Annotated in this window: 16 protein-coding genes and 1 tRNA gene; 4 read left to right on the top strand and 13 right to left on the bottom strand. The window is 63.5% G+C overall.

Translation table 11 applies throughout. The features are described 5' to 3' along the window. Positions 1 to 529: 529 nt before the first annotated feature. Positions 530 to 1,024, top strand: coding sequence for a hypothetical protein (locus ON33_RS24015; RefSeq protein ID WP_040861323.1), 495 nt, complete (start codon positions 530 to 532; stop codon positions 1,022 to 1,024). 200 nt (positions 1,025 to 1,224) lie between these two features. Here the strand turns inward: ON33_RS24015 and ON33_RS24010 are convergent, their stop codons facing one another. After that, positions 1,225 to 2,643, bottom strand: coding sequence for a DUF1254 domain-containing protein (locus tag ON33_RS24010; RefSeq protein ID WP_040861322.1), 1,419 nt, complete (start codon positions 2,641 to 2,643; stop codon positions 1,225 to 1,227). Between the two features lie 603 nt (positions 2,644 to 3,246). Here ON33_RS24010 and ON33_RS24005 point away from each other — a divergent pair. The 3 genes from ON33_RS24005 (at position 3,247) to ON33_RS23995 (ending at position 5,023) form a co-directional block, all read left to right on the top strand. Next, the gene (locus ON33_RS24005; RefSeq protein WP_040861358.1) at positions 3,247 to 4,095 is read left to right on the top strand and encodes a helix-turn-helix domain-containing protein; all 849 of its coding nucleotides are present in this window, start codon (positions 3,247 to 3,249) and stop codon (positions 4,093 to 4,095) included. A 9-nt stretch (positions 4,096 to 4,104) separates the two neighbouring features. Beyond that, the gene (locus ON33_RS24000; protein WP_040861321.1) at positions 4,105 to 4,452 is read left to right on the top strand and encodes a DUF397 domain-containing protein; all 348 of its coding nucleotides are present in this window, start codon (positions 4,105 to 4,107) and stop codon (positions 4,450 to 4,452) included. A gap of 199 nt (positions 4,453 to 4,651) precedes the next feature. Then, positions 4,652 to 5,023 carry a hypothetical protein gene (locus ON33_RS23995; RefSeq protein WP_040861320.1) on the top strand — a complete coding sequence of 124 codons (372 nt, stop codon included), beginning with the start codon at positions 4,652 to 4,654 and terminating at the stop codon, positions 5,021 to 5,023. 65 nt (positions 5,024 to 5,088) lie between these two features. On the opposite strand, the gene ON33_RS23990 is transcribed toward ON33_RS23995, so the two are convergent. The 12 genes from ON33_RS23990 to ON33_RS23905 all read right to left on the bottom strand — a co-directional run bounded on the left by ON33_RS23990 (position 5,089) and on the right by ON33_RS23905 (position 23,039). Next, on the bottom strand, positions 5,089 to 5,817 hold the full coding sequence (locus ON33_RS23990) for a hypothetical protein (RefSeq protein WP_040861319.1): 729 nt from the start codon (positions 5,815 to 5,817) through the stop codon (positions 5,089 to 5,091). Between the two features lie 4 nt (positions 5,818 to 5,821). Further along, positions 5,822 to 6,334 (bottom strand): hypothetical protein, encoded by a 513-nt coding sequence (locus tag ON33_RS23985; RefSeq protein WP_157184697.1) that lies wholly within the window; start codon positions 6,332 to 6,334, stop codon positions 5,822 to 5,824. Then, positions 6,331 to 6,774, bottom strand: a complete 444-nt coding sequence (locus ON33_RS23980; RefSeq protein ID WP_051152721.1) for a TY-Chap domain-containing protein — start codon at positions 6,772 to 6,774, stop codon at positions 6,331 to 6,333. The genes ON33_RS23985 and ON33_RS23980 overlap by 4 nt, the downstream gene beginning before the upstream one ends. After that, positions 6,771 to 7,262: a DUF6301 family protein gene (locus tag ON33_RS23975; RefSeq protein ID WP_040861317.1), complete on the bottom strand. Its 492-nt coding sequence runs from the start codon at positions 7,260 to 7,262 to the stop codon at positions 6,771 to 6,773. The genes ON33_RS23980 and ON33_RS23975 overlap by 4 nt, the downstream gene beginning before the upstream one ends. Positions 7,263 to 7,428: 166 nt before the next feature. Further along, a complete protein-coding gene (locus tag ON33_RS23970; RefSeq protein WP_040861316.1) occupies positions 7,429 to 7,977 on the bottom strand; it encodes a DUF6301 family protein in 549 nt (182 codons plus the stop codon). A 126-nt stretch (positions 7,978 to 8,103) separates the two neighbouring features. Next, a complete protein-coding gene (locus ON33_RS39935) occupies positions 8,104 to 17,880 on the bottom strand; it encodes a toxin glutamine deamidase domain-containing protein (protein ID WP_083869248.1) in 9,777 nt (3,258 codons plus the stop codon). A 63-nt stretch (positions 17,881 to 17,943) separates the two neighbouring features. Further along, entirely contained in the window at positions 17,944 to 18,420 is a 477-nt protein-coding gene (locus tag ON33_RS23930) for a YbaB/EbfC family nucleoid-associated protein (RefSeq protein ID WP_157184696.1), read from the bottom strand. Positions 18,421 to 18,535: 115 nt separating this feature from the next. Continuing rightward, positions 18,536 to 18,841: a hypothetical protein gene (locus ON33_RS23925; protein WP_157184695.1), complete on the bottom strand. Its 306-nt coding sequence runs from the start codon at positions 18,839 to 18,841 to the stop codon at positions 18,536 to 18,538. A 98-nt stretch (positions 18,842 to 18,939) separates the two neighbouring features. Next, a complete protein-coding gene (locus ON33_RS41555; protein WP_157184694.1) occupies positions 18,940 to 20,193 on the bottom strand; it encodes a hypothetical protein in 1,254 nt (417 codons plus the stop codon). A 945-nt stretch (positions 20,194 to 21,138) separates the two neighbouring features. Further along, positions 21,139 to 21,212 (bottom strand) — tRNA-Leu (locus ON33_RS23915). A gap of 57 nt (positions 21,213 to 21,269) precedes the next feature. After that, positions 21,270 to 22,115 carry a universal stress protein gene (locus tag ON33_RS23910; protein WP_040861308.1) on the bottom strand — a complete coding sequence of 282 codons (846 nt, stop codon included), beginning with the start codon at positions 22,113 to 22,115 and terminating at the stop codon, positions 21,270 to 21,272. 333 nt (positions 22,116 to 22,448) lie between these two features. Beyond that, positions 22,449 to 23,039 carry a TetR/AcrR family transcriptional regulator gene (locus ON33_RS23905; protein ID WP_040861307.1) on the bottom strand — a complete coding sequence of 197 codons (591 nt, stop codon included), beginning with the start codon at positions 23,037 to 23,039 and terminating at the stop codon, positions 22,449 to 22,451. Positions 23,040 to 23,110 lie beyond the last annotated feature (71 nt).

Genomic DNA, 23,110 nt, shown 5'->3' with positions numbered 1-23,110 from the left:
GAACATCGGAATGGCAGGGAAAAGCCCGCAGCGGGCGATCCGGAACCCTTGCCACAGAACAGCTTTCACCGCGCGGATCAGTGGGTCGACAGGCGGCTCGCGGCGTGTGGTTGGTAATACCGATCATTGCGACGACCTGGCGGACCCAGCGCCAGCTCTGCACGCAGCTGCGCGGCCGGAGCCCTCGGCCATACCGCCCACAACGGCTCTGCGGTCAAGAGGGTCGTCGACGTTCCCGCGCAATGGAACCCGGAATAATCGCTGGTCTCAGTTCTATCGGTGAGGTGAGCCGGGGTCTGGCAGCCATGCGTGATTGGCGGTGCGGGAACCGTACTTCGCGTAGCGGTTGATGGATTCCTTGCTCATTGCGGCCATTCGGCCGGTGATGAACAGGCGGCGGGGGGTGTCGTCGCGACGGGACATTTGGATCAGGCCGCCAGGTCCTCGACGCGGGTTTATCGCCGAGGAGCGCCGAGCATCGCCCGGGCTGAACCGCCCGGCTCACCGGCAGCGGGCTTGCCGTCTACGAGTGAGCGAGCAGAACCGTGCGCATGATGTCGAGAGTGGAGTCGATGTCGGGTTCGCGACCACTGGGCTCTACCTGCCCGACCGTGACCGTGACAGCACCGGCGGCGTCGGCTTGCCCGAGCCCGAGCTGCGTATTCCCGACGGGCAGGTCCTCACCGGGCAGCAGCTGTGCGCGAAGGTCGACGCGGCGACCACCACCCCGGCGGTGGCGAAGCTGCCGATGGACAAGTACTCCGCACTGCGTGACCAGCCCGGCAAACCCGCCACCTTTCCCGCGGCGCAGTCACCGGTGTGGCGGACGCATCCGGACGACGGATACCTGATCTTGCGAAACATGCTTCCCGACAGGGGATTCGGCCATGCGGTTCAGGACACCGAGACTCCGGGCGACGGAAAGTCCGTCATAGGCTCCCATCTTCCCGACGGTTCCTACACTTCCAAGGCGGCCTTCGAGTCGACCGGGTGCCCGCTCAGGGCCGCTGACGGTTCCCTGTAACACTCAACCGGACCAATGAGTCGATCTGCACCACAGATAGAAATCTGTGGTGCAGATCGTGTCTACCGGGAAGGGGTCCCGCGGGCACCCGTCATTGAAGTGCGCAGTGCATCCGATCCAGGATTCTGCACCTCATCCGGCATTTATGCGTCTTGCCGCGGGTGTGGCGCGACCAGGTCGCGGCCGGTACCCCTCCGCTCTCAGGCCGCCGTCTTTACACCGGGCGGGTTCCAGGACCCGTCGATGATCTTGTTGTCGGGCCAGTACAGCCGCAGCATCAGGTTGAACTCACCTGATTCCGGGGCGGGCAGCCAGTTGGATTCCTTTTCCGGGCCGGGGTTTTCGCGTTGGATGTACACATCGAGCGAGCCGTCGGGATTCTTGCGCATCTGCTCGCCGCGTACCGCATAGCGGTTGATCGGATTAACGACGAAGAACCCCTTGTCGTTGTACATCGTCAGCGACCAGAACGCACGCACCGGCGGGATCTCATCGGCGGCGAAGTGCAGGACATAGTTCCGGTCGGAGGTCAGCGTCGCGCTGGTCGCGTCGACACGGGTGTTCGGATAGATCGCGTCCTCGGGCAGGTTCGCGCCCAGACCGCCGTGGGCCACGACTGCGCGCCGGTCGTAGTCCGTACCGTAGGTGCCCATGCCCGCGCTGGCGATGTTCCAGCCGTTGACGGGCTTGCCGCCGAGATCAACCTCGATCTTCGACAATGCCTTGGGCCAGGCGTTCTCCCAGGTCTTGCGGTCGGAATCCGAGAGCTTCGCCAAGTCGAGCTTCGTGTCCGGCGTCCACCCGGCCTTGGCCAGCTCGGAGAGCAGATCCTTGTCCTCGGGACGAGGCTGGTTGTGCGACAGGCTGGAGTAGTAGAGATCCCAGTACTGTTGCGGGGACAGATTGTGGATGTAGGTCGCGACCTCTTGTCCGACAGGCCAATCCTGTTGTGGATCAGTGTTTTCCGGCGGGGTGTAGGCGCTGCCGTAGGCGCTCAGCGGCGCGGCGGTCAGTTGCTGCTGGATGGCTGCGACGGCGGGGATGTCGTCGGGTCCGTTGACCTGGATACGGCCGATGATCCAGCCGCCGTCGGTGGGCATTTTGTACTCGTGCACGCCCTCGGGGAGGGTGCCGTGCCAGTCAGGGCCGGTGATGGCGAACTGATAAGCGTGGCCCGCGCCCAGGGTGCGGGTGCCCGGTGACGCCTGCACATTGGTCCACATGTCCATGATCGGGAACAGGTGATACCGATCGCCCATGTCCGGAACGCTGATCACCAGCGGCTCTTTGGACACGTCGTAGAACATCGATGAATACAGGGTGTCGACATTCGCGCGCACCACGCCGTTGAACGACGCGTCTGGAAGGAACGCCATGTTGGCGAACTGATTCATCGGCGCGGCCCCACGCCCATCCGGGCGCGGCACATTCGTCGATTGCCGTCGCGTCACCTCCACTGACACCAGCGGATAGGAGTAGACATACGCCTTCATCGCCGCCTCCTCACTCACAGTCGAACCCGACGATGAATTCTTGGAACACGCGCTCACGCCCAGCGCGAGAACCGCCGCGCTGACCAATACCGCGAGAATCTTGCCTCGATGCGATCTCGAGCTCACAGGCCCTCCTAAGACTCGCCACCATCGAACCAATCCGGTTTGCCATCTCGTAACTGAGACACCACAGAGGCTAGACCCCGTCACCTGCCACATCGGAACATTCGACACCCGCGTCGCGAAGACCCACCTATACCCGTGACCACTGTGACCGTCAGCGCCCGTTCCGACGCGGTACTTCCTCAGGGCGGGTTCCGGTCTCGTCACGGATCGGACGCGACGAATCGAAAACCACTCCCGGGCATGCCGATAACGACGGGGAGCTCTGTCAGTGGTGCCTCCGGGGGTGGCATAGACAGCATCTACACAAACACCAACCCGCCCTGAGCTGCGAGTATCCGCCGATATCGAGGTAACGCGGTATGTCCGCCGCCGGCCCGGTTCTCGCCGTCTGGCCGCGCGAAGTCCACCGTCAACCACAGCTGGTCGATTCGGTACTCGCACAAGGGGTTCCGGCCCTAGTAGCTCCGCCGCCACTGTCCCCACGTGTTGTGTCCACGTATCAGGTCACTCTACGGGCTCAGCCGAGGCAACGAAGCGCGCTATTGTGCTGACGACCGCCGTAAACATGGGGCCGCCGTGAACATGGAGGACTGTGTGACTGAGATGGGTAGGCGCTCCGATCCCAACGCGCTCCGGTTCCTGATCGGCCGGGAACTCAAGGACGCGCGCGAACGCGCACGGATGTCGCAGAAGCAGGCTGGCGAGAAGATCGACTGCACTGCAACGAAGATCAACTACTTGGAGACCGGCAAGTCGAACCAGCAGTCAACCGAGGTTGCGGTCCTGCTGGAGGCGTACGGAGTCGATCGCACACACATTGAGCGGGTCTCCGCCCTGGCAGGGCAAGCAGACCAAGCCACATGGTGGGCGCCCTTCGGCCCGGTCTTTCCGAACTGGTTCAAGACCTTCGTCGGTCTCGAAGGACTCGCCGAAAGCCAGTACTGCTATACCTCGCTGCACCTTCCCGGGCAGATGCAGACACCCGAGTACGCGGCCGCGCTGCTGGAGGGCCATCTGCGGGTCGCTCCCGCTGACGCGCCTCAGGTCGTCCGCGGGCGAATGGCTCGTCAGCGTCTGACCGGCGAGCATCCGTTGCACATGCGGGTCGTGATGGAGGAGTACGTCCTCGACCGCATCGCCGGCGGACTTCAGGTCATGAAGCCGCAGTACGAGCATCTGCTGGAGCTAGCCGCGCTCCCGAACGTCGAACTCCACGTCATGCCCGTCGACGTTGCCGTGCATGACGGCCTCGACGGCGACTTCATCGTCTTGAACTTCGAGTCCGCCCGCAGCATCGGATACATCGAATACCCGGCCGGTGCTCTTTACGTCCAGGAAGAGGATCAGGTCGAGCTGTATAAAATGGCGATCGACCGGATGTGCGCAGCTGCGTTGTCCGAGTCCGAGTCGGTAGACGCGATCAAGCGTCGGCTCGCAGCACTGGAACAGTAGGAGCGATCGATGGGCACCGTAGACCGCCGGGCATGGCGGACCTCCAGCTACAGCGGAAACGGTGAAGGCTGCGTCGATGTCGCCCCAACTCCGTCAACGGTCTTCGTGAGGCACGCCAAGCACCACGATCACGGCACCATCGCGTTTACCGCGGAGCAATGGTCAGACTTCGTGAACGAGGTTCTGGAGGGGCGTCCCAGTTGCAATGGCGCCGCAGTCATTACCCGCGACACTCCTGACACGATCGTCTCGTCTGACGCTGTTCAGTTGCGGTTCAACGAGATCGAGTGGAGGGCGTTCGTGGCGGGGGCAGCAGACGGCGAATTCGACTTTCAGCAGGCTTTAGATCGATCGTAGTAGTCAGCGTCTACAATCGGCCGGGCAAGATCATCTACAGCGAGGGGCGGAATCCAGGGATGATGGTGTGCCTAGATGCTTGAGGTGAGATCCGTGGTCGATGCTCCAGGTGCGCTTGCCCATAGTGAGCTGGTGACGGTAGCCCTCGCCGATCTGCCGGTGGTCTCTGAGACGGGCACCCACTGACGAGGAGATCGAAGTGCTTTTCTATCAAGCGGTTTGCAGCGGGGAGTTCGGAAAGACTTCGCCGTTCACCATTTTCGTCACCACCGACGCATCCGATGACGCGCTGGTCTGGAATCAAGGCATCCAGATGTGGCAGTACGACCCGGCTCGGGTGGCTCGATTCACTGCCGATTACCGCAACGATGATCGGATCGCGGTTCTCGAACGTGCAGCGGCCGAGGAGTTCTCTCGCAAGTTGGCTGTTGACGGCTCGAGCGCCAGTGAACTGCCGGGGGAGGACTGGATCGAATGGTTCTTCTCCTGGAAGGGCGATCCGCCCGACCAGGAGGACATCTCTTGGGACGATGATCATCACGTCCGGCGGTGGAAAGAAGACCACGCCTGACCGCAGGATTCGTACACGACACATTGGCTCGATGGTCACGCTTTGCGCGACCTGGGCTCACCGGCCTAGCGGTCGCCGTTCGATCGGACCTGTTCGGGGCTCTTAAGAGTGTATCGCTGCAAGTAGTTCTGGAAGAACTCGGCGACATCGGACGGAATCGGACGTACGGCCGACAACGAGTAGGTCGACACGTAGCTCGAACCCTTGGGGGCGCCCCTCCAGAAGCTGTATTCCGGCGCGGACCCATCGATCATTTCCTGGTAGATGTCGCGAACGTGGAGGAAGTCGAGTACTTCGACCAACCCCCATCCGGTGACAGCGTCTCCTGGGTCCGTGGGCAGAAGCGCATGCCGCCCGCCGTTGTTGCCGCGAAGCGGCTTTCCCTCGGACAAGGCGCGTGTCTGGTCGATGTCCAGGAAGTGGACCGGGCCGGCGTTCTCCGCGAATACCCATCGGTCGAATCGCCGGTTTTCATAGATGTCGCCACTCGCAGTTGCAGTGAGGTGCTGTGTGTAGCCGAGCCCCGTGCGCACGGTGTCATGCAACAGTCCGTCCTTGCCCCGGACCGTGATGAGGTGATCCTTCTGGCAGATCCAGTTCAGCAACTCGGTCCTGAACTTCGGTCCGAACTCGGATGTGCGCACACAGGCCAAGTGGTAGTAGCCGTGAAAGACCGTCGGATCGTTGCCCCAGGGTGTGAGGACCTGGTGGCCTGGCTTGAGGGATTCGGCCCATCCCTCGACCTCGAGGACATACCGCCCGCAGAACTGGCAGGCATGCGGTGAATCAATCATGGAGTCATTCCGGGGAATCGGCCGCGAACGCTTCGAACGGCGTGCTGAATGGGATTTCGTCGAGCCGGCGTTGCGATTGTTCGGTCAAGCGTGCGGCTTGCTCGCCGATCTCTTGCCTCTCGTCGTCCGTGAGAACCGTCGGCGCAGGTGTGCGGGTCGCAACGATGCTCAGTCCCGCTATGCGGCAGGCGATTTCGGCTAAGCACTGCCAGCGGTCGATATCGGCTCGGGGTAGTGCGTCGATCGTCAGCGACCACTCTCGTCTGCTGAGGCGCGCGAAGGTCATCGCCATCTCCGCGACACTTCGATGGCGCGGACTGCGTTCGATGCGTTCTCCCAGAACGGTGTTCGAACCTTCACCGGGTGTGTCCGCGGAGTTGAGCCCGAGATCGCGCCGGAGTTGATCGACACGGTCGGCAGCCAGTTCCCCGGATAGCTCCAGTTCGAGACGACGCTTCAGCAGACGCCTGTTCGGCGGGGTCATCGCCGGACCATCGTGGTGCGATAGCGTCGTCATTGCTTCTCGATTCCAAGCCGAGGGAGGTCGAAGCGACGGTTTCCGGCATTCGAATTCCACGCTTTGTACACCAGACGTGTGGGACTGGAGACATGAAACGCATCCTTCAGCCCGATGACCACCATGGCCGCGAGCTGCCGGTAAATCGCGGAGGTCACCGGCCATGGCAACTCGACCCACCAGTTGTCGCGATCGCTGCCGACTGGAGGGTGCCAGCCCGCGGCGAGGACCACTGCGGCCCCGGGTGCGTTCACCCCGGCCTCGCGGTCGAGGTCCGCGTAGGCCCCTAGTTCGGCCACCACCTTGTCCTCCGATTGCGCAAACTGCGCGAACCCCGGCTCGGTGTCTGGCGCTTTGGTATCGATGGTGACCAGGGCGCCGGCGGGAAGCCCTGCCAACTCTTCGGCGAGTCCAACCTCGAATTGGTTCCAGTCGGTCACAGCAACCCCTGTTCGTCCATCGCGGTCGCCTGATCCTCGAGGGCGAGTGCCTCGTTGGCGTAGAGGTAAAGCGATACACTGTTCTTGAACTCGCGCAGTCGCACGGTGGTTTGCGTTCCGGCCCAGCGTGTTTCGGCATATTCGCCAGGGCTGCGCAGGGTAGGCGCGCCGAGGGCGGCGGTCACCGCGGATGTCATGTCGGCGAACGCGTCACGGACCCTCGCGCGGCCACTGCTGTCGTCGTCGGCGTAATTCGTGACACGGACTTCGATCTTGTTGGCTGTTCCGGATCGGCCGGATACATTGGCTGAGTCGGGGCCGAGCTCGCCATCCAACGAGACCGAGGACCGATAGCTCCGTCGCACGGTCCAGCCGAAGTCCTCAGCCAGCGCAGGGACGTCCGTGAGTGACCACGACCAGTCCAGCGATGCCAGCCTGACGGCCAATTTGCCGACTTCAGGACCGGGCAGCACGCGCCATTCCGTCATAAGAACACCCTAGCGTTGTTGACCTTCGGCCTTGTCTCTTGGCTTGAGCGATTCCGCCCTTCCGCCGGCCGCGTAGACCGAGCATTCTGCAGAACCGCCGAACCTGGTCCCCGCAGGACGATACGCGGTCCCTGTTGGTTCGAACTACCTTGGCTGCCAGTCATTTTCATCGCTTCAGGGTGACGAACAGTCGGATGTCGGTCGCCGACAGTGCCAGGGTCACTCTGAGATCGTTATTGGTCCAAACGATTTCGTCGCGCCGGGAGGATGTCTCGGATGAGGGGCCGAGAGCCTCTGCGAGAGCGGGTGACAGCAGCGTGAAGAGATAACCCAGCCGAAGCGCATCGTTGTCAGGGACTGACACGGTGACCGGAATCTCCACGCCTTCGGCTCGACCGTCGCGCCAGTAGAGATATCCCTTGGCCGTTCCAGGCCCAGTGTCGAGTTGATACAGGCCGGGGGCAGCTTCGCTGATGTGCCATCCGAAGACGCGTGCGATGGACCCAGGATCGGATGCCCACAGGGGACCGAGGGAGGTCAGCCTGGTCGCCAGCGCCATGGTCTCGTCGTATCCGAGCGTCTGCCATTTCTGAGCCGAGCTCAGGTCGGTTCGCTCGTCGGAGAACGTAGCACCGTCACTGGAGTCGGCTGCGTAATCGGGCAGCATGGCCGGCGGACAGGCGGAGCGGTCGGTGAAATCGTCCGAGTCGGTCAAAACTGCTCCTGGTCTTGAGGCTTAGCGAATCGTCGTATCGGGCCAGCCTGTCTATGGGCGTTCGACTGTCCCACAGCTGGGAAAACGATGCCAAGGCAGGCGAGATGACCGCCGTCGACCTCTAGGTCAGCGTCCGCCACGTTCCCGGTTCCGTTCCAGTCCCCGTTCCCGCTCCCGTGCGCGTTCCCGCTCTTGGCGTTCGCGCTCCCGCTTCGCCGCTTCTGTCGGCTCTTGAAGTGCTTCGGCGATCGTCTGCGCCTGCCCCACATCCATTGTCAAACGAATAGCGATCGACTCGGGCGAGAATCCCGCGCGAGCAAGGCGTTCCGCGGTCGCCCGCAGCTGGTCGTAGGTGGTGTTCAATGTCGGATGCTGTGCGACAGCGGGCGTTTCGCGCGCGCGATGATCGGGTGAGCGCTCACGATCCCGGGATTCGACCGCAAGGGCCGCGATCATCCGGGGGTCGCGCTCTTGGTTGGGCTGTTGCCGGTCGATCTCCCTGCCTAGCGCCTCTCGGACTCGACCGAACGTTCGGTTGAGATTGTTATCGAGCCGCTGCCTCACCCTTTCTTCGTGCTCGTTGGGCAGTTTGAGTTGTGCGAGTACTTGATTCGCGCGTTCGCGTTCGCGTGCTTCGCGTTCCAATACCTGCTTGTATTTGGTTCGCACTTCCTCCAGGTCGGGCACGTTGCCTTGCTCGACCGTTTCTTCCATGTCCTGTACGAATTTGCGGGTCTTCTCGAGAAGCCTTTCTCGTTCGGCGCGTTCGTGCGGATCGCGTCCGTCGAGTTCGCGGATCCTGGCCTCGGCCTGGCGCACGATCTGTCGGCCGAGGGCGTCACGATCCAAGCCGTAGGCCTGCTCGAGTTCGGTGTTGACGCCCTCCATCACTTGCTCGTGAAGTTCGTGGGGCAGTCGGAGCCGTGTGAGTACTTCGGCCGCGCGTTCGCGTTCGTGCAGCTCACGCTGCTTGATCTCGTTGTATTTGTTCGTGAGCCTGTCCAGATCGGGAGTTTCGCCTTGCTCGACCGCGACCGTCATCTCGTGGACGAACTGGCGAATTCTCTCGCGTTCCTGATTGCGTTCTTCGCGTCCGTCAAGTTCCCGAATCCTGGCCTCAGCCTGGCGCACAACCTCCCCTCTGAGCACCTCTTGTGCCGCGTCCAGTGGGGCGCGTTGATCCTCGAGCGCCTTCCTCACCTGCTCGAGATGTTTCTCGCTCAATCCCATCGTCTCGAGCGCCCGGGCTTCGAGTCTTCGCTCTTGATCGCGAACCTGCTGTATGCGCTCGTAGGCGTCGCGCACATCGCTCAATTCGCGAACCGGCTGGCCGTCCTCCCCGGCGGTTTCGATCACTCGGGCCAGGTTGAGATGGTGCTGAACGAACTTGGCCCGATCCTTGGCCAGGACTTCTCTCGCATCGATTGCCTGGCTGATGCTCCGGTCGATCAGCTGATGTTCGAGCGCTTGAACCTGAGCTGTGAGAGCGCTGCTCCGCGTGTCCAATTCCAATGCCAGCAATTCGCGAGCCGCGCCCGCGTGTGGGCCCAGGTCGAATTCGTGTAGCGCCGTCATCCGGCTGTCGAGTTCCAGCTGGTGTATCCGCGCCAGTGCAGCGTGTGCGTCTGTGAGCCCCTTGCTCACCTGCGCTGGCTCGGTGTGCTCCTCCATGGCTCGCGCAACATTCCCCAGCACGTCCTGGGTGTGCGCGAATTGCTGCTGTGCTACCTCATTCTCGAAGCCCCGAGCCATGTCGAGGGCCACTTCTACGATCTCTCGTTCGTCGGGAGTCAAGCCGTCGAGTATCCGGTCGCGTTCCCTTGCGATCGTCCGGATGATCTCCAACTCGCGCTGTCTGGCACGCTCCTCGACTGGCAGTACGTCTCGCTCGATGCCGCCGATTCGCTCGATCACCATCGGGACACCGTCGCGTTCCAAACTGTAGTTTGTCACAAAAACGGCGTAAGTCGTGCTGCCATCCGGGTTCCGTGCAAGGTCGGCATGAACCTTCTCGACCTTGTGCACGAGTGTGCCGTCCTGGAATGCCCGCATCATTTCATCGCGAGCTTGCAGTACCTTTTTGACTTCGGGCGCATCCGGGTCGATACCACGAGCGCGCAGACTCTCCGGGGTATCCTGCAGCAGCAGTGCCAGGTTTTTCTCGACACCGAGTGTCCGGGCGGTGTACTCCGGCGAGCATTGTCGCGCAGGACCGACCTCGGTGTCCGCGGTGCCTAGCTCGGAGCCAACACCCTTGCACTCCAACGACGTGAGCGTCGGGGGTTTGTCTCCGACAGCGGGGTCGAACACGGGGACGTCGATGGTGTCCCTACCATCTATCACCCGGCCGGGGGACTGCAGAACAACGCCGTTGGGGTGAAGATTCGGATCACTGGCGCGTGCGATTCCCGCGAGATCGCCCATGTGCTTGGATGTTTGGACCATCTCCACACCGACGGTATGGTAGATCTCTGCGTTTTCCCTCAGCTCCTCGAGGCGCGCCAGCTTTTCGTCCTTCGCGACGCCGTCGGGCATGCGGCTGGTAGCTGCCTTGAGTTCTTGATATTTCTGCTCGAGTTTCTTGCCGGAAAGATCGTTTATGTGCTCTATCCCGAACTCCGGCATATGCGTGCGGACTATTTTTCCGGCTGGATCGCGTATCGTCTGTTGCTCGGCGCGGAGCGCGGCGTCGGTCTGGAGCGCGGAGTCGTATGCCGGATCTGCGATCTTGTATGGTGCGGGTTCTCCGACAGGTATCGGTTCGTACAGTACGGGTTCGTTGCGATTCGCCAGATGGTCATCGGTGAAGGGATGGCGAGGTTTCGACTGATCGTGGAGCTTGAAATCCTTGTCTCGGTAGGTGTTTTCCGGGTCGGTAATGTGGTGCAGTCGGCCATTTGGGTGGCCGCTCTCAAGGGTGCGGTAGGTCTCCTTCGGATTCTTGTCCGACGGTAGGTGTAGCAGCCCGTCCTTGCCCAGGGTCAGATTGCCCGCGTTGGGCGGCAGCTGTGTGTATTTCTTCGGCACCGCCGGTACCGGCCTGTCCCCATCGGTTGGCAGCCGATACGACTCCGCCGGGGGACCCTGTGGCTGTACGGCCTGGGGTGCACGGCTGGATTCCGGCCCTCCCCGGGCAGCCTGACTCGATTCCGGTCTGTGTGATGTGCCCAGCGGGTCTGCGTCTTGGATGTGTGTGCGGTCGACGTTGGCGGCGGTTCCGGTGTGGGAGACGCGGCTCAAGTCTTGGCTTTGTCTGGTAACGGCGTCCGCAGCTGGGTTCTCGCGTACGCCGCCTCGGGTCGCCTCCTGGATGTGTGTGCGGTCGACGTTGGCGGCGGTTCCGGTGTGGGAGACGCGGCTCAAGTCTTGGCTTTGTCTGGCGACTGCGTCCGCGGCGGGGCTCTCGCGTGCGCCGAGCGGAGTTGCGTCCTGAATATGTGAGCCGCTGACCGTTTCCGCGTCACGTCGTGCTGCGTCGACGTCCCGATACGGACTGCTCTCCGGACGCGACGATGCCGACGAGCTCGTATCCGGGAACCGGTAAGGCTTTCCGTCCGGACCTCGCGTGGCCATCCAACGGTTCGGCTGCTCACCTCCCGACGTCGGTACGCGATGCTCCTCGACCGGGACCACGAACCCGTTCCGGTCGATTGGACCGCCCTCGGGGACGGTACCGGCCGGGAGGACGCCTTTGTCGTCGAAGAACCGGATCTGGCCGTCGCTGCTGATGACGGCCTCGATGTGCGAGGTGGTCTTGTGCAGCACATCGAGATCCATGCTGGCGTCGGTCGGCAGACCCGCCTCGGGGTGCGAGTGCACAACGAATTCGTAGCCGTTGCGGAGGCTTTCGGGAATGGTGCTGGAAACTTCGGTGCCGCGGAAGAGCCGCAGCTCGCCGTCGGGGCCTTGAACGATGGCGTGCTCGAGCCCCGAGAGTCGTTGCAGCTCACTCAGATGCTCGACACTGACTTCCCCGGCCTGGATGGCGATATGCTCGGCGACCTCCAGTTGCGCAGCGAGCTCCTGAGCCTCGGGTGAAAGCGCCGACAGTTCGTCTGAACTATCGGGGGCTGGATGGTCATCGAGAAGCTCAGGGCGGCTGCTCGGCTGGTGATCTACTGGTTCGGCATCGGGTTTGACACGCGCGATGGCGAGATCCTGTGCACTCGGTAGTAGATGCTCGTGATTCTGCTCGACGTACTTCGCGAGCGTCGCGTCGTGCTCGTTGAATAGTCGCCATGGCGTGACCCAATCTTGCTGGTCACGTAGCCCGAGTTTGTCGACCAGCTCGCCGAATTCCACACGCAGACCCGGCAATTCGGGTGTGCGGGTCGGATCATTTTGCGCCGCATAGATATCGCGGATGCCCGCCCGGACCTGCTCGAACCGATTCTTCAGATGCTGCTTCAATACCGAGGGGCGATCCAGGTCGCGCGAGGGCTCGTTGGAGGCATGCTCCGGCAGCGTCGCTGCCGGCTCGACGGGCCCATGGCCGTGTTCATCCGATCGGGGACGGTATGAGGGCAGTAACCTGTCGACCTCTAGTCCGAATTGGTTTGTCACCCAAGGCAACGCGCGATGGTTTTCACTGAGCCAGCGCTGGTAGGCCTGCCATGGTGCCGGGTTTTTCGCTGTCCATTTCCGGAGGCTTGTGTCCACCGGTTTCCAGCGCTGGTCTACGCCTGGCGGAATCTTCTCGCTCAGTTCGAGGTCGTTGTTGATGCGCAGGATGTCGAAGAAGGCGTGGATGCGCCGTTCGATGGGTTCCTCTGTGCGGCGGAAGATTTCGTACGGCTCGTGGGTGAGTTTGTTTGCCCGCCAAGCTGCATCGGTTGGGAACTGCACTTCGAACTCGCGGCCGTGCGGCGAACGGAGCGTGGTGTTCATACCGAGGTAGCGGTTACCCTCGCGCCAGAAGTTCTTGACGTCGACGATCTCGTAGCCGCGGTCTCGCATTTGGTCGAGGGTGGCTTCGAGGCTGGGTAGGTAGTGTTCGCCTTCGGGCAGTCGGACCGAGAAGCGAATCAGGTCGTTGACGCGGTTGAGGAAGTCGCCGATCTGCTCGCCGGGTTCACGTTCGGTGAAGTACTTGCGCGCCAGGGAATCCGCGGATTTGACGCGGTGGTCCTCGCCGCGCATGTCGAGTGGGTCATGCTCGACGCCGAGATCATGGGTGACGCTGTCGAGAGTCGCGCGGAAATCGGCGAGGATGCGGTCGGCATCGGGATGAGCGTCTCGAACGGCGGTGGTGACCTCGTGCAGGATCTCGGGTGGTAGTTCGACCTCCACCGGTTTGGCGGGCTTGGCCGCGTAGACCGGAGGGTGATCGGAGCCCTCGAGTATGCCGGGGAGCAAGCTGCGTTGTTCGGCCGCCCGGAACACCGCGATCTCGCCCCAGGTGTTCGCGACTTGGCCACGGTGGTAGACGATTTCGCCTTGGTCGCCACCGACCCGCAGCGTGCCGTCCGCGAGCTGGCGGATGTCTACCGCCAGCGGATTGCGCTCGCGGCGTGCGGGATCCCACTCATGCGGCCAGTCGGCCAAACGGTCATTCGGTGCATGCAGTGCGGTGGGCACCTCGTCGAGTTCCGCCATGCGCGCGGCGGTCAGGCGACGGTTATCCAGGCTTGAAAGGCCGCCATCCTCCCAGACGACCGCGTGGATCGGGCCACCACGCCACCCGTGTTCGGCCATCACGTCGGCGAGGTCCTCGATGGGCATGCCCTCCGAGGTCTCGCGACTTATGCTGCGCTGGGTGAACCGCACCTCGTTCGGAGGAACCATTCTGGTGGCCGGCAGCGCCGATTCGATCCGGGCCAGGTCGGCTGGAGGGACATCCGCGACATCGTGGAAGCCCAAGTCCGCCAGGGTTGCGGGTCGGTACTCCGGTACCGCGGATTCGTTGCGGTGGGAGCTGGTTTCGGGCAGCTGCAGAGGAATCTCGGATTGCCCGGGAGCATCTGACGCGTGAGGATCTCGCGAGTGCCCCGCTTCGGCGGGGGCGGACTGTTCGCGATGGCTCCGGTGATCGTCGACAGCTAGCTCGTGACTATCTAGACCTCGTAGGTTCCGTTCTCCGGCCAGGTCTGGTTCGTCCGGTGTTCGTATGCCCAGGCCATCGCTTGGTAGCTCGCTTCGGGGACCTTGAGCACGCTCGTTCGGGTCTGCAGGGTGTTCTTGTTGATGGTCAGCCGGTGTTCGGTGGTCGGTTCCGGCGGTGTCGTCAGGGACTCGGTCATCACCTGGTACTCGATCTCCGTCGCGTCCTCGTGAGTCCGCTGCAGGGTCACTTTCCAGCGACGGGGGTACACCTGGCCGCCCGGTATCGGTTGTCCCGTCCGGATCGCCTCGTCGTACTGCTCCCCGATCGTGATCGGATGCAGACTCGGGTGCGCCGTCACCACTCCCGTCTGGGCGTTGACCACGTAGCTCCCCTGGCCCGGTTCCACCGGAAGGTTCGGGTTCCGAGGTCCTTCCGTTGACGGCGTCGGGCGACACACCCATCCGTACCGAGTCGGGTAGATGTCGAACTTCGAGTTCGTGGAGAAGATGCGGGCCAGGTATTGCTCCACTTGGTCCTGAGTGCGGTACTGCTCCGGCACCGGTGATACCTCCGTTGGGCGCGTTCGGATCGAGGGCAACAAACCATAGCGATGCGGACTTGTCGGTCAGCGTTGCTGGGGGTGTCTCGGAGATCGTGCGTTGCTGCGGATCCCACCACAGGGGGCCGGACGCGCCGCGTGGGTAGACGATGACTGTGGCGTGGGCTCCATCGAGGACCGGTTTGCCGAATTGGTCGTAGAGGAAGTTCCCGTGGACATCCTGCTTGTGCCACTCGTTGATGACTAGCGCCGAGGACATCTCGCCCAGCTGATTCATATGGTCATGAAGCAGCGAGAATTGTTGGCGCACACTGTATACGGGATGGTTGTAGCCGCCGGTCGTGAAGCCTCCGCCGAGCCAGTGGAGTGCACGCTGGTTGCCGCCTTGCTCACCGGTCCACTTGTCGATGCTGCCGTCGGGAAGTGTGTCGGGCCAACGGGGCAGCGCGACCTGGGGGTCACCATGGAACGACGAAAGCGCGGAGAGGCTGTTATCCAGGCAGTTGTTGCTGCGTCCCAGATTGTGGGGGCCGCCGTCGTTGATGAGGTCGCCGTATGGGTTGGTACGGGGGTCGGCCCCGGTGAGGAATCTGTTGCCTTCGCGGAGAGCATCTTCGACTGCCCACTGATGGGTAGGAGTCTCGAGACCGTACAGACGTTTCGGCGCTACGGTGCGCGTCTCGGGTAGCCCGGTGAGGTGGTTGTCGGTGTTGGCGAGGGCGATGTCGTTGCTGATCTGTCGGACATCGATGTAGTCGAGTGTGTGCTTGCCCGGGTCGGTCGATAGACCGAGGTGTTCGCGAAGTTGCCGGGCGAGTGTGTCCGGGTGGGTATCACCGGTCCAGGTGCGCGGATCGGAAACATGTTGGGGCTCAGCGACAGTGGCGCGGAGATGGGCGTCGGCGCGATTGTCGGTGAGCTCGATGTGGACATTGAGTCGGTCACCGCTGAGCAGGCGCTGGCCTTTGTTGAAGACGGTGTCGATGGTGGTGTGAAGCTTGTCGACTATGCGGCCTACGTGTTCGGACGGCAGATGTTCGGCACCGTCGAGGTGTACGCGGACAGTCAGGGAGTGGAGGAAGTCATCGGGACCGTAGGTGAACCGCCGCGCCTCGTATGCCGGTGCGGGAGAGCCTGATTGGGTATCTCGCGGCGTGACGGGCGTGGCGTCCGCGGCTTCGGTGCTCTGGTGCTGATAGAAGTCGCGGAGGTCGGCGGCGGCCTTCTCCGCGGCGGGTTCGAGCTCAATACCGGTGATGCGGTCGATGCGACGCTGGACTTCGAGTGGGCGTCCAGTGCCTGTATGCGGCGGTGTTGCGGGCACAAGTTCAGGACCGGTAGGTGCGGGATGGTCGCCTCCCGACGGGCCGGTCGGTGCCTCGACGTCCGGAGTCGGTGCCGAAGGTTGATGGTGGCTGGTGGGCAGACCAGCATCGTCTGCCGGAGCGGATGGCGGGCCGACAGGCTTCCGAGTTTTCGCGGGCGTTTCGGGAGCGTCGACGACAGTTGGCTGGCGGCTGACAGGGGACGAGCCTGAGTTCGTCGCGGACGGGTCGGCCGATCGAGTCGGAAGGAGAGTAGGCGACCCGGACTCGGGACCGGGCACGCGAGGCGTGAGTTCCGAAGAGACCGGCTTTATCTCGGTTACGGGGCTCGCGTTCACCGGCCGAGCCGCAGAAGCGTCGTTTGCCGGGACGAGCCTGTCTTGGCTTCCTGCAGCGACACTCACACTGTTGTCGGTGGGAGTCACTGTCGTGACGACGCGGGCCGGACTGTCAGGCATCTGCTGTCGACCGATCACCGGTTCCCGAGGTACCGAGGGGTCGCCAGCACGTACTGGCACCCCCTGGCGGCCGGTTTGATCGGCTGGGGCCGAACGGGTCGTCGTGTCGCCAGACCTGATGTCCGGGGTTCCGGCTCGCGTTTCCGCTGGACCGTGTGGGTTAGTCGAATTCGCGGGGGCGGCCCGATGGTCGGTCCCGACGGGAGCATCGGGGTGCGCCGCGCTTCCGTCGCCGCCTGCCGCGGAGATCTGCCGCCATTCCTGGCGGACGTCCGCGAGGTCGGCGACGTGCTGATCACTGAAGCCACCGAGCTGCTTCGATTCAGCGTTGATGTTGTTGATCTCTCGGGTCAGCCGCTCGCCATGCTCGACGAGGTGGGCCGGTTCACCTTTTGCCTGAAGAACGTCCGGGTGGACTTCCCTTTGCAGACTGCGGTACAAGTCCTTGCCGGCGGCGTCGGTCTCCGCGGTGACGGTATGTACGCGGGGTGCCTGGGCGTCGACACGGCTGTTCGCCGACGCTCCGGGACCATCTCCGGCTAGCGCGGCGCGCTCGGCGTTCAGCGCATGGCGGAGCCCCCCTGCACCACCGAGTGCTGCACCGCCGAGCAAGAGTTGGGGACTGAGCGACCAGTCGATGGTCTTGCCGTGCTTGAAATGGTCATAGATCTGGTTCCCTAGGCCGCCCGCGTACATGCCGAGGCCGCCCGCCATGCCTCCGAGGCCACCAGAGATCAAACCACCCAGTCGCGGGGACAATCCGCGATTGCCCAGCATGTCAGCGATTTTGATGTGTGCCGGACCGCCGACGAGTCCGCCGACTCCCCATTCGATCGAGGTCTGAAAGGTCTTCTTCAGATCGAAGCCGTCGTCGAGATGCCCTTCCCCGAGTTGGATGGCCTGCACACCGGCATCGGATACCGCCCCGAGTCCCGCCATGATCGTCCCACCCTTGAGGCTGTTCGTTACCAGCCGCAGGGGCGCTTTGGGGAGCACTCGTTCGCCGAGCGGAATCGCGATCTCTTTCGAAACCGCCTTGGCCAGCGACCGTGTCGCGGCTCGGGCGGCGATCGCCTCGATGCGTGCCATCATCGTTTTGGCGAACACGGCCAGTCCCTCGCGGGAGATGGCGAGGTAGGCCGGCACCGCGACCGAACCCCACAGGCTCATCATCAACTGCACCACGGCAGCGAGGGTGAGAGCTGCGAAGATCTCGGCTTGGATCTTGGTGTACTCGATTTCCGCCGCAGTCGAACGGGCATCATGGCCGAGGTTCTTCAGGCTGTCGGCTAGCGCCGGAAGGGAGGTGTCAGAGCTGTCGAAATAGGCAGCGAACACCTGCAGGATCTCATCAGCGCCCTGACCGGTGTAGTACTGCGAAAACCCGCCGGTGACCGCCTTCAGTTCGGGCTCGAAATTCTCGAGTTCGGTCGCCGCCTTCTTCCAAGCATCACCCAGCGCGAACAGCTTGTCCTGGTCGCCTTTCGGATACGCCGAGAAGAAGTTCAGCGCCTCCATCAGCCAGGCGGGAAGATGATCCCCGACCCATGTCCACCCCGACACGAATAGTCCCCGACCGTGTCAGTCCCACTCCGGTGCAGCGATGCTGGACCGCCTCCGGATCGATGGATCGTGTTCGTACTCTTCGACATTGGAGAACTGCGCGGCCGGATCGGGTTCGATCGTGGTCCGCTCGGGAGATCCCGGGGGCGCCATGGACACCTCGGGCGGGGTGGGGATCATCGACTGAACGTCAGGCATCATCGGGAAAAACTCTGATACCGACGGGATTTGGGCCTGCTCCTGTTGCAGGGCCGCCATGATCCGTGCAGCCTTCTGCTGCACCTGCGCCGCGGCGTCCTGGGTCGCACCGGTGACCGCCTCAGCGATCTCAGAGTAGGTCAGATCATCGATGTCATCGGAGAATTCAGTCTTGATCACCACACCGTCAGCGTTCACCGTGATCGTGACGCGCCGTCCGGCAGCGTGGGCAGTCGCGGTCAGCCGAGCTCGCTCCTGCTGGGCCCGAGCGATCGACGCGAAGCTGCCCTTGACCAATTCCTTCAGACCGGCCAGCTGCGCCTTCTCAGCCTCGTTTGCCATGCCCTATTGCCCTGTCCCCATCCCTTGAGCGCTCCGGAAGCCGCTGTGCCTGTCGGTTTCTTGTGACCTGTCAGGATCGGAAGCCGTCGGTGTTATTGGCTTCCGCTATCTCCAGGGCAGTCGCGCTGTCACGCAGACCATTGGCGTCCTTCTCCAACCGCACGGCCTGCTGCCCGAATACGTTTTGAAGAGAAAGACTGCGGGCCTTATACCCTTTGTCCCCCTCGGCGAAAGGCCGCCCGTACTCGTCATCACCCCAGCAACCATCGTATGACTGTGCCGCCGAACTGACTTCGGCCAGGATCGCACGAAGCCGGGAGGCTCCGCCGTCGAGCCCACCTGCGGTAGACCGCAATCCTGCGACTTCGACTTCCACCCTGCCAGTCATGCCAACCCCCGGCTATTTGATGATCGGAGCGAACTCCAGCCGATCTTATACACGATGGCCAGGCTCGGCGAATCCGGCGAAGACCGTCAGCCAGCCTGCACTGATACAGTGACCCCGGCCAACATCAGTTGGTAGTACGCGTTATCGACATCGATTCCGTCGGCCTTCACCGAACCGGTGAACAGGGCTCGCGTCACGGCGCCCACCTCGGCGGCGGCGACCAGTTCGTCGATCTCATCTCGCTGATTCGTTTCGAGGATTCGAGCGATCACGTCTACAGCGCTCTCTCGTGACCAGATGCCAGGCACCGCGGCACCCAGTACCTCGGTTTGCGGCGATTCGCCGCAGTACCAGCCCGCGCCATCCCACCAATAGCAGAACGACAGTAAGCCGTTGGCCGCACGAGGATTCAGTACGGGATCGGCCACCCAGTCCGGCGCGCCACGGTAGAACGCAGGCATTGGTGCGCCGTCGTTGTACGCGGCATCGAGTTCCGGTGCGTTCCACAGTCCGCCAGACAACACCGCACGCTCGCCCGGAAGTCGATGCAGCGTCGATCCGCTGCGCGACACGCCTTCGAACCAACCGAGCGCCGTCGTGATCCGCGGTCCCCAAGGCGATTTCGCCGCAACAAAGGCGGCCGACACTACCGCCCAACGTGCCCACGCCAGCGGAAACGGAGGCAGTCCATGCTCGACCGACGTTGCCCGAACTCCCGATGCACGATCTGCCCGCGCCCCGGCGGCGGCACTGCCTGGACTGCGCTCCTGGCTTCCGTTGTGACCGACATACGCCGCGAGCCATACCGGGAGCCGCTTTCGCGGGAAGGCTTGCAGGTCAGCGATATACGATTGAGGTGGAAACAACTGGTCGTCCGGGAACGGCTCCGTGCCATGGTCATAGTCGATCCGAACGTCACCGATACTGTTCAGCGATAGCAACACTCGCCACCACGGCCCATCATCGGTCTTCACCGATCGATGCCGCAAGTCACGCAACAAACCGATCAACCTGGCTGGCGGCTGGACCCGGGCAGTTCGCCGATCGTCCGACACCACAATCTGGGCTGCCTCGTCGGCGACCGTCATCGCGAACACCGCGTCAAGTTGCTCCCAATCCGGCGCAAGTAGTTCAGTAAGCTCGTCGACGATGCGCTGGTTCAAATCACCTATTGGCGCTGAGTTTTCCTCTGCCTTTTGAGCAGCGCTCCCGCCAAGGTTGAAGCCAATGTCCGGTGAAGAGTTCTCGATGCCGACAGGCGGCTCGGATCCAATGTGTCCAGATGTACCCGCAGCACTGCTGTCGAACCGCGCCGCCCCAGTCAGGCCACTGTTCCCCATGTTCGTGCTCCTTCGCTACCTGCTGCAGTAGGTATCTGCTTCCACCTCACCCAGATGGAGGCACCGGAAGGCAAGATCACTATAGAGTCGGTCCGTCATCGGCTGACCCGATCAGCAGACTTCAACGGTACAAGTGCAGTTGTCCTCGAATGTCGGATCGCGGTGCCCTGCTTGCGATATGGTGCCTGACCGCATGACAGGCAGTTGTCGGTGCAGCTGACGCTGCAGGTCCATGCGGACAGAACCTGGCTACGCGCCGCGGCTGTTCTGATGGGTCCTGTGTTTGGCCGGGTAGGCTGCGTCCGGTCGAACGCAGTCAATCGTTTGGGTCAAATCCTCTACTCGTATGGTGCGCAACGGCTTTCGTGTCTGATCTCTCGGGTTGTAACATGTCTTCTCGTATCGACAGGAACTGCTCGCCGCGGACATCGCCGGGATCGACGACCGAGCCGCGAGGCAGCGGCAAGTTGATCGCGAACGACTCCAGCGAACCATGGAGGACCTGATTCGCCGCCAAAGCTCCGTTCTGCGCCAAGCGCAGGATGGCGATCCCGATGACCCCTTCACGAAGGCCCTCCGGAATACCTTCAACGAGCTGGAGGCCGAGAAGTCCACCGTTGCCAGCGATCTCGATCAGCTCGATGCGGCCGATCGAGCTGAGCCTGCTCGCCCCGCCGACGCAGACGTCGCGCTGCTGGATGCACTGCCCTATCTCAGGCTCAACCTCGCTACCGCACCCGAGGAGTTGCTGCAGCGACTGTTCGAGATCACCCAGCTCTCAATCCAGATGCACGACAACGCAACCCGCGCCACCATCACCATCACGTTGCCCGCCGAACGCGTCCCGTCCATAGCCCACGCGGCCACGATTCTGGGCGACGCCGAAACCACAGCAACGGAAACGCCCGGTCATCGGCCGGGCGCGCAATGTGTAGATGCTGTACGTGCCCCCGGACGGGCTCGAACCGTCACTTGGCGGATTTTAAGTCCGCTGCCTCTGCCAATTGGGCTACGGGGGCGTCTGGGTCAGACTACCGAGCCGTACGGTCGTGCTGGTAGCAGGTATTTGGGGGAGGTCAGGGGGTGGGGGCGATCATGATGGGGGTTTGGACGTTGAGCAGGAGGGATTGGCTGGTGGAGCCGAAGACCTTGGCGGTGAAACCGCCTCGGCCTCGGGTGCCCACCACCAGAAGCTGGGTGCTGGTGGACAATTCGAGGAGGGAACGCTCGGGGCTGTCGTGGGTGGTCTCGCGGTCGATGCGGACGTTGGGGTAGCGCTCCTGCCAGCCGGCCAGGCTTTCGCCGAGGACGTAGTCGTCGAGGGCGTCCATTTCGGGGTCGTCGGTGGCGCCCTCGGCGTGCGCGGCGATGACGGCCACGCCGCGGACCGAGGCCTCGTCGAGGGCCGCCGCGATGGCGGGCTCGCTGATCTTGGTGCCGTCCACGCCGACCAGGATGGGACGGGTGAGCAGGTCGGGGGGTAGCGGGATGCCGTCGCGGACCACGACGAAGGGGCAGTGGGCGCGGCGGGCCAGGACCGAGGTGACCGAGCCGAACAGGGCGCGGCGCAGGGTGCCGCCGCTGCGGGCGCCGGCCACCACCATGCGGGCCTCGCGGGTGCGTTCCAGGAGAGTGGGAATGACCGCGCCGGAGGCCAGTTCGGTGGTGACGGTCAGATCGGGAGCGGACTTGGCGGCTTCCGCGGCTGCGGTGTCCAGCAGCCAGGTGCCGTGCTCCTCGAGTCGCGAGTAGTCCTCGTTGGTGAGCGCGGTGCCCAGGCCCAGACCCTGATCGGGGGTGATCTCGAGGACGCGCAGCAGGTGCAGCGGCGCGTGGTGCAGGGCTGCGGTGTGCGCGGCCCAGGTGACGGCCGAACCGGCCGATTCGTCCACGGCGACGATGACGGCTTTCCCTGTCGACATGCTGAGTCCTCTTCCCATCCTGAATCATGCGGTGCGGCTGCGGGATAGCTGAGCAGGCGCTCTCGACCCTACGCCGATGCGGGCCCGGCGCGGCCGAGCGGCGCCGCGATCCGGGTCACGGGATTCCGGTCATGTCCGGGACCGGCGGCGGAACGAACCCGTGGCCCCGCCGAGGGGTGTACGGGGACTCGGCGGAACCGCGAGACGGGCTGCGAACAGCCCATGTGGGCATCCTGGTGCCTCAACCCTGGTTGAGGTCAAGGTGGTGACACGGATTCGGGGGAAGACCTGCCCCCGTCACCGCGCACGTACCAATCGTGGGTCGTGATCGCGTCAGCGGAAGTGCAGCAGCCCGTTCAGCACGAGATCGACAACCTGCTCGGGGTAGTCCTCGGCAAACGGCTCGCGGGTGAGCAGCTTCCGAAAATGAATGGGCGCCGTGAGGATTTCGAGCACGAGCCACGGATCCGGAGTCGTCTTCAGCTCACCGCGCTCGACAGCACGATCGAGCATCGCGCCGGCGCCGTCGAGACGAACCTGCCAGAACCTCGCGCGGGACTCCGCGAGTTCCGGGCTGTCGCCCGTGCCCGCCATGGCCCGCCCGAGCACGGTGCCGAGCGGCGAATCGACGACCTTCATCAGGGACCGGTTGAACGCGATCAGGTCCGTGCGCAGGGATCCGGTGTCGGGGACGGGCAGGTTCTCCGCGCTGTGCTCCAGCATGGCGTCGAAGATCAGCCGCTCGCGGGTCTTCCAGCGCCGGTAGATCGAGCTCTCGTGCACGCCCGCCCGGGTGGCGACCGCACCGATGCTCAGCTGGTCGAATCCCATGTCGGCCAGCTCTTCCAGGGTCGCGTCCAGCACGGCCTGCCGGACGCGCGCGGAGCGTCCGCCTGTCCGGCGGCGAACTTCCGAATCGGTCATCCGGGAATCTTAACGCAAGGTTCTTGCATTAGTTCAGGCCGAGGTCTAGCGTTCCTAAACGCAAGCGTTCT

The sequence above is a fragment of the Nocardia niigatensis NBRC 100131 genome, assembly GCF_000308655.1.
GTDB classification, from domain to species: domain Bacteria; phylum Actinomycetota; class Actinomycetes; order Mycobacteriales; family Mycobacteriaceae; genus Nocardia; species Nocardia niigatensis.
The sequence above is the reverse complement of the archived record's forward strand: the minus strand, read 5'-3'. Positions and strand labels throughout refer to the sequence as shown.

Excerpts from the sequence above, each read along its gene's own strand:
- ON33_RS24005 (WP_040861358.1), top strand. The coding sequence starts at position 3,247 with ATGGGTAGGCGCTCCGATCCCAACGCGCTCCGGTTCCTGATCGGCCGG.
- ON33_RS24000 (WP_040861321.1), top strand. The coding sequence starts at position 4,105 with ATGGGCACCGTAGACCGCCGGGCATGGCGGACCTCCAGCTACAGCGGA.
- ON33_RS23990 (WP_040861319.1), bottom strand. The coding sequence starts at position 5,817 with ATGATTGATTCACCGCATGCCTGCCAGTTCTGCGGGCGGTATGTCCTC.
- ON33_RS23985 (WP_157184697.1), bottom strand. The coding sequence starts at position 6,334 with ATGACGACGCTATCGCACCACGATGGTCCGGCGATGACCCCGCCGAAC.
- ON33_RS23975 (WP_040861317.1), bottom strand. The coding sequence starts at position 7,262 with ATGACGGAATGGCGCGTGCTGCCCGGTCCTGAAGTCGGCAAATTGGCC.
- ON33_RS39935 (WP_083869248.1), bottom strand. The coding sequence starts at position 17,880 with ATGGAGGCGCTGAACTTCTTCTCGGCGTATCCGAAAGGCGACCAGGAC.
- ON33_RS41555 (WP_157184694.1), bottom strand. The coding sequence starts at position 20,193 with ATGGGGAACAGTGGCCTGACTGGGGCGGCGCGGTTCGACAGCAGTGCT.
- ON33_RS23910 (WP_040861308.1), bottom strand. The coding sequence starts at position 22,115 with ATGTCGACAGGGAAAGCCGTCATCGTCGCCGTGGACGAATCGGCCGGT.
- ON33_RS23905 (WP_040861307.1), bottom strand. The coding sequence starts at position 23,039 with ATGACCGATTCGGAAGTTCGCCGCCGGACAGGCGGACGCTCCGCGCGC.